Below are 12,617 nucleotides of genomic sequence, written 5' to 3' on the forward strand. Positions count from 1 at the left end.
ATATTATGAAATATTTAAAATTACTTTTCCTTATTTTACTTGTTGCGGTGCAGTCTTGTGTTTCAGCAGATGAAGATCCGGTTTCTGTTGCTCCGCTTACGGGGTCTACTGCAGATCCTGAGGTTGGCGGAGCTACTCAGCCAAATCAGGTGTGGGTTGATTTAAGCGATACTGATCCTGTAACAGGAAAACCTAAACTTAGCAATACGTTGAGAACAGATTGGGAACTTGGTTTTTATACGGGTAACGAATTCCGTGTGGTGATCAATGGTTCAATAGGAATGGCAGTTGCTAAAATCCCGAATGCTACAGACATCAATAATGTGAAATCTGCAGATGTTGCAAGCATGACTGGTGTTGTGAAGATCGGTACATTCACATCAACAAACTTAGCTTATATTGATAATCCTGACGGTAATTTTTTAAACCAGACTACGGCAATTGCTGAAATTAAAGTAAATGATTCTGAAAACGGTGTGTACTTGGTCAATATGGGAAATGGCATCCCGACAGGTGCGGTTGCTCCGGGTTCTGTCTCACTTACAGGTGACCTTAGAGGATGGAAAAAAATTCAGGTCTTAAGAGCGAATAACGGATATCGATTGAGATATGCAGATTTGGATGACAGCCAGTACAAAGAAATTACAATCACAAAAAATTCTGAATATAATTTTAATTTCTTCAGTCTTCAAAAAGGTCAGCAGGTCAATATACAACCAAAAAAAGACAATTGGGATTTTGTTTTTACCACCTTTACCAATGAAGTGTTTTTAGGACCAGGGCAAAGTGCAGGCAGTTACTTCTATGCAGATTTCATCCTTACTAATACAGCAAATGGAGTGGGAGTATATCAGGTAGATGTACCACCCGGGCAAACATTAGATATGATCTATAATGATTTTAAACTGAGCAGTATCGATCAGTCTAAATTGATTTTCAATGATCACAGAGCGCTCGGTGATAAATGGCGCACAACCACAGGTGCAAATGGCGCACAGACCTACAACAACAGATTTTTTGTTATAAAGGATGCAGAAGGGTTTTATTTTAAGATAAGATTTAATGCAATGACAAAAAATGGGGTGCGCGGCTATCCTAATTTCGAATTTGAACCTCTATAATTAAAATCAAACAATCAATAAAAATGAAAAAATTCATCCTTACAGCTTCTATTCTTATGGCAGTTTACTCTTGCAAAAAAGAGTCGCAAAAACCTACAGAAAATAAAACTGAAGTTTCTTCTGAAACTCCGAAAACCAATAATAAAATTGTTTCTATCAGTGGCGGTATTACAGAAATTGTATCTGCTCTTGGGCACGAAAGCGAAATTGTTGCAACAGACGTTACAAGCACTTATCCTGAATCCTTAAAAGCTACGGCTAAAAATTTAGGTCACGTAAGATCAATGACGATTGAGCCGATCATGGCGGTGAGCCCAACTTTGATTTTAGCTTCTGATAAAGACATCAATCCTGATCTGTTAGGAAAAATCAAAGCTTCAGGAATCAAAACGGAACTGTTCAAACAAGAATTTACCGTTGACGGAACTAAAAAATTAATTGCCGACGTTGCAAAAGCAATCGGAAATACAGATTATCAAAAACTGACAGATAAAATTGATGCAGATTTAAAACAAGTACAGCCGATTGCTAAAAAACCAAAAGTATTGTTCATCTACGCAAGAGGAAATATGATGATGGTTTCAGGGAAAAATACACCAATGGCTGCATTAATTGATCTTGCAGGTGGTGAAAACGCAATCAATGATTTTGAAGATTTCAAACCTTTAACTCCGGAAGCGGTGGTAAAAGCAAATCCTGATGTATTGTTCTTCTTCTCTACAGGTCTTGAAGGTTCTGGCGGAAACGAAGGTGCATTAAAAATGCCGGGTGTTTCTCAGACCAATGCTGGTAAAAACAAGAAGATTATTGCTATGGACGGAGGTTTGGTTTCCGGTTTCGGTCCAAGATTAGGTGAGGCTGCAGTTGCATTAAACAAACTTTTAGTTGAAAGCACAAAGTAAATTATATTTTTATATACTAATAAGTGTCCTTTTGCTGGTTGTTCTGGCAATTGGGGCACTTTATATCGGGGTCTATGATTTTAATGGTCTTTCTCCTTTTACAGTTTTAAGCCAATATATTTCAGGTGATCCAAATTTAGCACTAAGCGATAAATATGTCATTTGGGATGTTCGTGCAGCACGGGTTATTATGGCGATTCTCATAGGAAGTATGCTTGCCGTTTCAGGAACGAGTCTGCAGGGTCTGTTCAAAAATCCTCTAGCAACCGGTGAAGCGATAGGTTTAACGTCAGGAGCGACTTTACTTGCCGCAATTGCAATTGTTTTAGGAGGGCATTTCAAAGAATATCTTCCTGAGATGGTTCAGTTTTCACTGACGGGTATTTCAGCTTTTATCGGAGCTTTACTAGCAATGATGCTGGTGTACAGAATCTCTACGAGTGCCGGAAAAACAAACGTTGTCATGATGTTGTTAAGCGGCGTTGCTATTACATCGATCGGATTTTCAATTACAGGTTTTCTGATTTATATATCTAAAGACGAGCAATTGAGAGATCTTACCTTCTGGAATATGGGAAGTCTTGCCGCCGCAACCTGGACGAAAAACATCGTTCTTGCAGTGGTTATTGCAATTTCTTATGCTTTTTTACTTCCCAAAGGAAAGGCTTTGAATGCCATGATGTTGGGCGAAAGAGATGCACAGCATTTAGGAATCAATGTAGAAAGATTAAAGAAACAGATTGTCATTATTACCTCATTAATGGTGGGAACCTGCGTTGCATTTTCCGGGACGATTGGTTTTGTAGGTCTTATTGTACCGTATATTTTGAGATTGTTATTTAAATCAAATTATACATTCATTTTGCCTCTGTCAGCAGTTTTGGGAAGTATTTTACTTCTCATTGCAGACACCATCAGCAGAAGCATTGTAGCACCGTCAGAATTACCGATCGGTATTTTAACATCATTAATTGGCGGACCGATTTTCATCGCTATTTTAATTAAATTTAAAAAATCACTCTAATGTTAAAAGCACGTCAGATTGATTACAAGCATAAAGAATTTTTCATTCTGAATGATGTAGATGTCACTCTAGATCACGGAGACTTTCTCGCAATTGTCGGTCCCAACGGAGCCGGAAAATCGAGTTTGCTGAGTATTTTGGCGAATGAAGTAAAGCAGGGAAAACAGAAAATCATGTTTAAAAACAAAGAGATTTCCGAGTGGGAAGTTCGGGAATTATCGATGCATAAAGCAAAGTTTTCTCAGCACAACTCCAATGAAATTCCTTTGCAGGTAAAAGATGTGGTGATGATGGGTAGGTATCCATATTTCGATTCACAGCCGAGAAAAGAAGATTTTGAAGCAATGAATAAGCACATGTACGAAACCGATGTCTATCATTTGAAAGAAAGAGATTACAATACGTTGTCGGGTGGTGAAAAACAACGGGTTCATCTTTCCAGAGTAATGGCGCAGGTAGAAAATGAGCTTGAAAAGAAATTAATTTTTCTGGATGAACCTCTGAATAATCTCGATGTTAAACATCAGTACAAAGCTTTGGAAATCATTAAAAAATTTACGCAAAAAGAAAATTCAGCGATTGTTGTTTTACATGATCTGAATTTGGCAGCACAGTTTGCAGATAAAATTTTATTGATGAAATCAGGAAAAGTTTCTGCGTACGGAACTCCGGAAGAAGTCTTTACAGCAGAAAATATTACGCAGGCATATAATTTCCCTTGTACGATTTGTCCGCACCCTGTCAACGCAAACCCAATGATTATTTTTGGATAATGGAACAGAAAGATTTAAAAATATTAGCACAGAATCTTGCCAACCCGCAAGGTCAAAAAGGCATTGAAATCGGCGAAATGATGAATGCCACCAACATCGGAATGACGCTCGAAAGTATTCATGCCTTATTGATTGAAGATAACGAGCATATTCTCGAAATCGGTCATGGAAATGCAGGTCACCTGAAAAGCTTTTTAAAAATTGCTAAAGATTTAAAATACACAGGAATCGACATCTCCGAAACCATGCACCAAGAAGCTAAAAATTTAAATTCTGAATTTAAAGATCAGGCTGAATTTGTCTTGTATGAAGGTGAAAAACTTCCGTTTCAAGATGAGGTTTTCGATAAAATATTTACCGTAAACACCGTTTATTTCTGGGGAAATCCTGTTGAATATTTAAATGAAATTCACAGGGTTCTAAAAGATAACGGAACCTTCGTTCTTACTTTCGGGCAGAAAGATTTCATGGAAACATTACCTTTCACAGCATACGATTTTACGCTGTACAGCAATGATGAAATGCAAGAATTGATTTCCAAAAGTCATTTTAAAAGAATGAAAATCTCCGAAAAAGAAGAAGAAATTAAAAGCAAAACCGGAGACGGATTAATCAAAAGAAATTATACAGTTTTAACCATAAAAAAATAAAATAATGAGTACATTAGTTAACGAACTGAAAGAAAAATGGGAAGCTCTGAAAGCAGAAAACCCACATTTGAGAATAAGAAATGCCGCAGAACAATTGGGGGTAAGCGAAGCAGAATTATTATTGACTAACGTAGGAGAAGGCGTTACCATTCTGAAACCTGAATTTGCCAACATCTTAACCGAAGTTGAAAAATTAGGAAAAGTAATGGCCTTAACAAGAAACGACGAATGCGTACATGAGAGAAAAGGAACTTACTTAAACGGTGATTTCAGCAGTCCTCATGCGCAGCTTTTCGTAGGTGAAGATATCGACTTGAGAATTTTTCAAAATCACTGGAAATTTGCTTTTGCAGTGGTAGAAGGTGACAAAAAGAGCCTTCAGTTCTTCGGAAAAGACGGTTTGGCACTTCATAAAATATATTTAACGAAAGACAGCAATGTTGAAGCTTTTGATGTGCTAGCTACTCAGTTTACAGCAGAAAACCAACCTCAAACTTTTGAATTCGAAGCAGTTGCTCCAAAAACTCCTGAAAAAGAAGATTCAGAAATTGATGCTGAAGGCTTCAAAAAAGCTTGGACAGAATTGAAAGACACTCACGATTTCTTCATGATGACCAGAAAGTTCGGAGTTTCAAGAACTCAGGCTTTGAGATTGGCTCCTGAAGGTTATGCTAAAAAAATAGACACTTCAAAAGTGGTTAATGTTTTGGAAGATGCGTCTGAAAAGAACCTTCCGATCATGATTTTCGTTGGAAACAGAGGAATCATCCAGATTCATACAGGTGAAGTGAAGAAAACGATGTGGCATCAACAGTGGTTCAACGTGATGGATCCTGATTTCAACTTACACTTAGACGTTACCAAAATCGCTGAAGCGTGGATCGTGAAAAAACCAACCGAAGATGGTGAAGTAACCGCAATTGAAGTATTCAACAAAGAAGGTGATTTTATCGTTCAGTTCTTTGGAAAAAGAAAGCCGGGAATCCCAGAATTGCAGGAGTGGAAAGATCTTGTAGCAGATTTAGAAAAGTAATAATTAGATAATTTGATTGAGGCCGTTTTGTTTTTTCAAGGCGGCTTTTTTCTTAAGTTAAATTGTAAATTTGCTTAAAAGCAAAAGGGTCATGAAATTTCAATTTATACACTTAGTTTGTCATCCCGTAGGGATCTAAACCAAATTATTAGAGATTAAGCTGGAAAGATTCGAGTCTAGATCCCTACGGGATGACAAACATGATGTTTATTAAAAACAATTAAAAAAAATAAAAATGAAAAATATTTTCATCGTCATATTATTAGTTAGTTTTTGTTCAATTAATGCACAAAATCTGAAAGCTTTCCAGTTTTACACTCAAAAAGGAAAGGAAATTAAAACCGATAAATTAGTCAATGAGCTGGCAGAGTATGACGTTATTTTTTTTGGTGAAAATCACAACAGCTCTATCAATCATTGGCTTCAGTTAAAAATTACAGAAGCTTTATTTGCAAAGAAAAACGGAAAGCTAATTTTAGGAGCCGAAATGTTTGAAAGAGACAATCAATCTCAGCTAGATAATTATCTAAACGGAAAATTTGATGCTAAAACATTGAAAGATTCGGCCCGTCTCTGGAATAATTATGCAACAGATTACCAACCTTTGGTAGATTTTGCTAAAGACAAAAAGCTGAAATTCATCGCTACAAATGTTCCGAGAAGATATGCCTCCCAAACGGCAAAAGAAGGTTTGGAATCATTGAATAAATTAAGCGAAAAAGAGAAAACTTATATCGCTCAACTCCCGATCAAAGTGACTTTAGAAACTCCTGGTTATCCTGAAATGAAAAAAATGATGGGTGATCACGCCGAAGGAACCAAAGTGATGAATTTCATTTCTGCACAGGCCATCAAAGACGCAACCATGGCAGAATCAATCATGAAAAATTTTGAAGAAGGAAAGACTTTTATTCATTACAACGGAAATTTCCACAGTAAAGAATTTGGCGGAATTTACTGGTACATCAAACAGAAAAACCCGAATCTGAAGATAGCGGTCATCTCTGTTTTTGAATCTGAAGATGCTGAATTAAAAATCCCTGAAAAAGATTATATCCCGACAGAATTCAATCTGATCATTCCTGTGGATATGACAAAAACTTATTAGAAGAATCAGGTGAAAAGGTTGATAAACAAAGAAAATCGTAGATTTTCAAAACTAATGTGTTCTTTGTATGCAGAGCAAAAATAAAACTCTAAAGTGACTAATGTGTTAAAAATATTTGGTTAAAAGTCTCCCACAGATTTCACAGATTTACACTGATGATTTTATTTAGAAAAAATCTGCTCAATCAGTAAAATCTGCAAGAGAAAAACATAGAATATATTCAATAGGAACGGGCTTTAGCCCGTTTTTAAATGAAAATAAATTCCAATGGCTTTAGCCAAAACCTAAAAACATCTTTATATTTGTTCAACATTCCAAGAAAATGAAAAAACTCTCTTTACTCTTCATATTTTTCATCAGTTTCATCAACGCACAAAAACTGACCTCGACCGAAATTTCTTTAATCAATCAAGGTGATGTTAAAACCTTACTACCAATTTTTCAAACGACAGATTCTCATCAGCATACTACTTTATTAGATCAGTCAAAAGAAATTGATCCTACTGATCCAAATACTGCGATTTTGGTTGCAAGAATGAAAGAATCTCTTCTCTCAACTGATGGTGGTGTAGGAATTGCCGCACCACAAGTAGGAATCAACCGAAAAGTAATCTGGGTTCAGCGTTTTGACAAACAGGGCGAACCGTTAGAATATTTTATTAATCCCATAATTACATGGAAATCTGAACTTCAGAATCTTGGCCCTGAAGGTGATTTGTCAATTCCAGAATTTCGTGGACAGTTTTACCGAAGCCAAGTCATTCAGCTTCAATATGTTGATTTAAAAGGACAAAAATATTCAGAAATTGTCGAAGGTTTTACTGCCGTAATTTTCCAGCACGAGATCGACCATCTTTTCGGAATTTTAATTTCAGATAAAAAAGAAAAAGAACTGAATGATGAGTATATAAAAGTGGATGCTTATAAGAAGAGTGATTCTGTGAGGAGGTAAAATACATTTATTCAATAAAATTAATTTTTATCCATTTCCCGTATCAATTCAAAACACAATGGATCAATGTTTTCCATTTTAGGATTAAATGCCGAAACGTTGGATAAGATAATTACTGCTGTTTTGTTGTCAGTATTCACAGTCATTGAAGATGAATATCCGGCTGTTCCACCGTTATGCCAAAATAAATTTCGAACGTTTTCTGATTTTAAAATATGCCAGCCTAAACCAATTTTCATTTTTTCGCTGATGTCAAAAGTAAGTATTCTTGTTAATGCAAGTTCTTTGTTTTTAGGATTAAACTGTGCAGTAGCAAATTTCGCTAAATCTTCTGTTGTTGATAAGATTCCGCCACCGCCAAACAGAACATCAAAATCCCAATTTGCAATTGTTTCTCCATTGGTATTTAAACCTTTCACCAATTTTTCTTCCAAATTTTGAGAATTGGTAAAAGAATTCGTCATTTTATATTTGTCAAAAATTCTTTTCTTTAATAACTCCTGAAAACTTGTTTTTTGAGATAAACCTAAAGTATATCCTAATAAACCTGCTCCCAAATTTGAATAAGCGTAAGATTTTGAAGGTTTATTATCAAGCTTCAGAGTGTTTTTGAGGTAATCTTCAAGTTCTTTCTTGCTATAATTTTTGTAAGGGTTAGACTCATTGGATAAATCTAAATTCTCGGGTAAACGTGGCAGCCCGGAAGTATGATTGGCTAAACTTTCAAAACTGATGTTGATGTTGTCTTTGAATGTAAAAAGATAATAATTATTGACATGATCAGCCAATTTGATTTTTTTATCTTCTACCAAAGAAGCCAAAACTGTGGATGTGAAAACTTTTGTAATCGAACCAATCTCAAACACTTTGCTTTGATTTTCAATAGATTTTATAGAGTCATTTTCTTTTATAATTCCGTAGTAATTTGTTTTTCCGTTTTTGATGACGGCAATAGATAATTGAGTGTTGTTTGGGAAATCTTTCGATTTTGAATAAATAATCTGAGCAATTTCTTTTGGATATTTACTTAAAGCATTTATAGTATTTTTCGCTTCTGATGTAGCAGATTCTTCGAATGGTTTTACAAAAAGTCCGTTAATTTGGCTGTTCTCATTCAGTGAAATATTGACTGACAAAATTGCCTTTTCAAACTTGGTTTTATAGCTTGCATAAGTTTCCTTTTCGTATTTGACGAATTCTTTATTCTCAATTTTACCAACCTGAGATTTTAAACTCGTTAAAAATTCTTTTGTACTTTCAAGAGGTAATGCCTGTTTCATTTCGGTTGAAAAACTGTTGAAAATTTCATCGTATTTTCCAGAATTATATTTTGTCTGAAATTGATCAACTGTAGCTTTGTAATTTTCAGTCTGAGCAAAGATTTGATTGGCCATCAGGATGGCGAAAAGTAATGCGAATATTTTTTTCATGAGATTTTTGTTGTAAAGCCGATTGATTTTAGAGTTCAGCTATTATTAAGGCTTTATATTTCCATAAAAATAAATAATTTTGGCCATAAAACTCTAAACGTACTGAAATAAAAAATCTGCTCCAAAAGAAGCAGATTCATATAATTAAAGAAAGAAAATCTTAGTTATTCGTCACCGAAAGTTTCACCTCCATATTATTTCTTGTCGCATTAGAATATGGACAAATCTGATGAGCTTTTTCAGTCAGTTCCTGAGCTTCTTCAAGAGAAACTCCAGGAATATTCACATCCAATTCTGCAGCCAAACCAAAACCACCGTCCTCATTTTGTCCGATGCTCACTTTTGCGCTTACCGAAGTTTCTCCGGTTTCAATTTTAGATTTGCTGATGATCAAATTGAGTGCGCTGTCAAAACAAGCGGCATATCCTGCTGCGAAAAGCATTTCAGGATTTGTGTAGTCATCGTTGGCACCGCCTAATCCTTTTGGCATTCTCACTTCAAGATCCAAAATTCCATTTTCGCTTTTTACCTTTCCGTTTCTTCCGCCTTTTGCGGTAACGCTAGTTGTATATAATGTTTTCATTTATTTTTGAATTTTATTTAAAATTTTCTGAACGGTTTCTTTCAATTCCAAAAGATCTTCAGTCGAAAGATTCAGCTTCTTCTGCATTTTTGAAGGAATTTCACAGGCCTTTTGCTGCAGTTCTTTACCAGCTTTTTCCAGAAAAACTTCAACCACTCTCTCGTCTTCTTTTTTTCGTTTTCGGGCGATAAAACCTTTACATTCAAGTCTTTTGAGAAGCGGAGTTAAAGTTCCGCTGTCGAGAAACAGTTTTTCACCGATTTGGTTTACGGTCAATCCATCTTTTTCCCAAAGCACCATCATCGCAAGATATTGCGAATAGGTAATGCCAAGCTCATCTAGAAACGGACGGTAAAGTGCGGTCATTTCCTTTGCGATGACATAAAACGGAAAACAAAGCTGATTTCCTAATTTTGGGGTGTCGTGATTTTCCATAATTCGATGATGAATTTGAGACGAAAATACTACTTTTTGATGATAAATTCCTCCATCGGAATTCTCACTTTTTTCATGTGATTCAAGTAATCGTTCTCAGAATCTCGGTACCCAAGATATAAAAGGGTGACGCTTTTTAAGCCTAATTCTTTCAATCCAAGAATCTCGTCTACCATTTCATTATTGAACCCTTCTGCAGGAGTAGAATCAACTTTTAATTCTGCAGCCTGAGCCATTGCCAAACCTAATGCGATATACGTTTGTCTTGCAGTGTGAGCAAAATGTTGTTCGGAAGTTTGTGCGTTATATAAATCTTTTATCATATCCGTATAACTGCTGAAACGTCCTCTTGGCAAGTCTCTTACATCGGTATGATGATCGTACACTTTATCGATTTTTTCATTAGAATAGCTGTCCCATGCAGCAAAAACCAGAACGTGAGAAGAATCTCTCATTACTTCCGGATTGAATGCACCACTTACCATTTTTTCTTTCAATTCCTGATTTTCGACAACAATTAAACGGAAAGGTTGCAATCCCGATGAAGTGGGAGCCAATCTTGCGGCTTCTAAAATTTTATTTAAATCTTCTTCTGATACTTTTTTTGTTGAGTCATACGCTTTTACTGCGTGTCTCCAGTTTAAATCTTCTATTAACGACATTGTTTGTTATTTTTTATTTGTTTAAAATTTTTTTGATTCGAATTTTGTCTGATCAAATTAACAAAGCAAAGATAGTTAACAATTAAATTGTGTGCAATTTAATTTTGAGAAATGTATTTTAGATGAAATCTATAATATTTGTATTTCTAGTTTTAAGCAAAAGAAAATCCATTGCAAATAGACAATGGATTATTAATCTTTATGATGGTCCGCATTATTGATCAATTGCAAAAACTTTGTATTCCTTGGCTAAGTTTACGCCTTTGTATATCTTAAAAACGGTTAGTTAGTAAAATTCTTTGTTTGACCTTGCGTTAAATTAAACAGTATGAAGAATAGTGGATGTTCATTAATCTTATAATAAAATATTAGATCCGCCGCCGTAAAGTTTAGTTATTAATTAATTCCGCCCCAAAAACATCCGCAAAATGCTTTCTGATCTTCATTTTAATATCTTCAACTTCTTCAACAGTCAATTCTCTTTCCAATTCTCTTTTCAAAGAAGTCACTTGTTTATCTTTAATTCCACATGGAACAATGTATTCAAAATAACGCATATCAGTGTTGACATTGAATGCAAAACCGTGCAAAGTCACCCAACGGGAAGCTTTTACACCCATCGCACAGATTTTTCTGGCGTAGGGTTTTCCTACATCCAGCCAAACTCCGGTTTCTCCAGGTGACCGTTCGCCTTTTAAACCAAATTCTGCCATCGTTCTGATAATCACTTCTTCCAGATTTCGCATGTATAAATGAATATCGGTAAAAAAGTTTTCGAGATCTAAGATAGGGTAGCCGACAATTTGCCCGAAACCATGATAAGTAATATCTCCGCCACGATTTACTTTTACAAAAGTAGCTTCGATTTCTTTTAATTTTTCACTGTTTGCAAGCATATTTTCTTCATGACCACTTTTACCCAAAGTATACACATGAGGATGCTCTACCAGCAGGAAATGATTGGAGGTTTTAAGATGTTCGTCTTCAGATAAGTTACGATTTTTGATTTTGGTGTCGATGATATCTTTCATCAGTTTTTCCTGATATTCCCAAGAAGACTGATAATCTTTAATGCCCAAATCTTCAAATTCTATAACTTTGTTTTGATGTGTATTCATACCTTTTAATGACAGACAAATTTAGTGAATTTTAAGCTTTTATAGAATGAATAAAATCTATGGCATTTATCTTCCAATCTTTATCGTTCAGCAAAATATTGACGAATGCGGTTCCGATGATTCCACCTTCTGCCTTTTCGGTAACGTTTTCAAAATCTACTTTAGATTTGATTCCAAAACCTATCATTACAGGATTTTTTAATGGAAGTGATGCAATTCTTGAAAGATAATCTTCGTTTTTTAAAACTGTATTCTCGCTTCCCGTTGTGGAGGATGAACTTACCGCATACAAGAATCCTGAACTTAAAGAATCCAGATATAAAATTCTTTCATCTGAGGTTTCAGGAGTAATTAGAAAGGTAAAATTCAGATTGTATCTTTCTAAAATTTTCTGATAATTTCTCTCAAATTCGATCGGAGGTAAGTCAGGAATTATCAATCCCGAAACACCACTTTCCGAACATTCTCTGCAAAAGTTTTCAAATCCAAAACTTAAAACCGGATTGATGTACCCCATCAAAATAATTGGAATTTTAATTTCGTTTTTAACGGATTTTAATTGTGAAAGAAGTTTTTCAATCGTCATTCCGTTTTTCAAAGCCAGTTCATGCGCTTTTTGAATGATGGGCCCATCGGCAACAGGATCAGAATAGGGCATTCCGATTTCTATCATATCCGCTCCGGAATTCTGAATGAGTTTTATAATGTCGGCAGTGTCTTCCAGATTTGGAATTCCTGCTGTGAAGTAAATGTTTAGAATTTTAGGTTGGCTGATGGAAGCTGGAAGCTGGGGGTTATTATCGTTCATTTTTTTATATTAATCTAT

At 35.3% G+C, this 12,617-nt stretch carries 14 protein-coding genes; 8 read left to right on the plus strand and 6 right to left on the minus strand.

What is annotated here, in order from left to right:
* Positions 1-5: 5 nt before the first annotated feature.
* The 8 genes from LNP04_RS19120 (at position 6) to LNP04_RS19155 (ending at position 7,563) form a co-directional block, all read left to right on the plus strand.
* Entirely contained in the window at positions 6-1,121 is a 1,116-nt protein-coding gene (locus LNP04_RS19120; RefSeq protein WP_229984481.1) for an HmuY family protein, read from the plus strand.
* Positions 1,122-1,144: 23 nt separating this feature from the next.
* Positions 1,145-2,023, plus strand: coding sequence for a hemin ABC transporter substrate-binding protein (locus tag LNP04_RS19125; protein ID WP_229984482.1), 879 nt, complete (start codon positions 1,145-1,147; stop codon positions 2,021-2,023).
* Positions 2,007-3,047, plus strand: coding sequence for an iron ABC transporter permease (locus tag LNP04_RS19130; protein WP_229984483.1), 1,041 nt, complete (start codon positions 2,007-2,009; stop codon positions 3,045-3,047). The genes LNP04_RS19125 and LNP04_RS19130 overlap by 17 nt, the downstream gene beginning before the upstream one ends.
* Complete coding sequence (locus LNP04_RS19135) at positions 3,047-3,820, plus strand: heme ABC transporter ATP-binding protein (protein ID WP_229984484.1); 774 nt, start codon at positions 3,047-3,049, stop codon at positions 3,818-3,820. The genes LNP04_RS19130 and LNP04_RS19135 overlap by 1 nt, the downstream gene beginning before the upstream one ends.
* Entirely contained in the window at positions 3,820-4,470 is a 651-nt protein-coding gene (locus LNP04_RS19140) for a class I SAM-dependent methyltransferase (protein ID WP_229984485.1), read from the plus strand. Before LNP04_RS19135 ends, LNP04_RS19140 begins: the two co-directional genes overlap by 1 nt.
* Before the next feature lie 4 nt (positions 4,471-4,474).
* Entirely contained in the window at positions 4,475-5,503 is a 1,029-nt protein-coding gene (locus tag LNP04_RS19145) for a hemin-degrading factor (RefSeq protein WP_229984486.1), read from the plus strand.
* A 235-nt stretch (positions 5,504-5,738) separates the two neighbouring features.
* The gene (locus LNP04_RS19150) at positions 5,739-6,611 is read left to right on the plus strand and encodes a ChaN family lipoprotein (RefSeq protein WP_229984487.1); all 873 of its coding nucleotides are present in this window, start codon (positions 5,739-5,741) and stop codon (positions 6,609-6,611) included.
* A gap of 322 nt (positions 6,612-6,933) precedes the next feature.
* Entirely contained in the window at positions 6,934-7,563 is a 630-nt protein-coding gene (locus tag LNP04_RS19155; RefSeq protein ID WP_229984488.1) for a peptide deformylase, read from the plus strand.
* A 20-nt stretch (positions 7,564-7,583) separates the two neighbouring features.
* On the opposite strand, the gene LNP04_RS19160 is transcribed toward LNP04_RS19155, so the two are convergent.
* The 6 genes from LNP04_RS19160 to trpA form a co-directional block, all read right to left on the minus strand.
* Entirely contained in the window at positions 7,584-8,993 is a 1,410-nt protein-coding gene (locus tag LNP04_RS19160; protein WP_229984489.1) for a serine hydrolase, read from the minus strand.
* A gap of 160 nt (positions 8,994-9,153) precedes the next feature.
* The gene (locus LNP04_RS19165; protein ID WP_229984490.1) at positions 9,154-9,576 is read right to left on the minus strand and encodes an organic hydroperoxide resistance protein; all 423 of its coding nucleotides are present in this window, start codon (positions 9,574-9,576) and stop codon (positions 9,154-9,156) included.
* Positions 9,577-10,011, minus strand: a complete 435-nt coding sequence (locus tag LNP04_RS19170) for a MarR family winged helix-turn-helix transcriptional regulator (RefSeq protein WP_229984491.1) — start codon at positions 10,009-10,011, stop codon at positions 9,577-9,579.
* Between the two features lie 29 nt (positions 10,012-10,040).
* Positions 10,041-10,673, minus strand: coding sequence for an NAD(P)H-dependent oxidoreductase (locus LNP04_RS19175; RefSeq protein ID WP_229984492.1), 633 nt, complete (start codon positions 10,671-10,673; stop codon positions 10,041-10,043).
* A gap of 389 nt (positions 10,674-11,062) precedes the next feature.
* A complete protein-coding gene (lipB, locus tag LNP04_RS19180) occupies positions 11,063-11,791 on the minus strand; it encodes a lipoyl(octanoyl) transferase LipB (protein WP_229984493.1) in 729 nt (242 codons plus the stop codon).
* A 31-nt stretch (positions 11,792-11,822) separates the two neighbouring features.
* Positions 11,823-12,599: a tryptophan synthase subunit alpha gene (trpA, locus tag LNP04_RS19185; RefSeq protein ID WP_229984494.1), complete on the minus strand. Its 777-nt coding sequence runs from the start codon at positions 12,597-12,599 to the stop codon at positions 11,823-11,825.
* Positions 12,600-12,617 lie beyond the last annotated feature (18 nt).

The sequence above is a fragment of the Chryseobacterium sp. C-71 genome (assembly GCF_020911865.1).
Classification (GTDB): domain Bacteria; phylum Bacteroidota; class Bacteroidia; order Flavobacteriales; family Weeksellaceae; genus Chryseobacterium.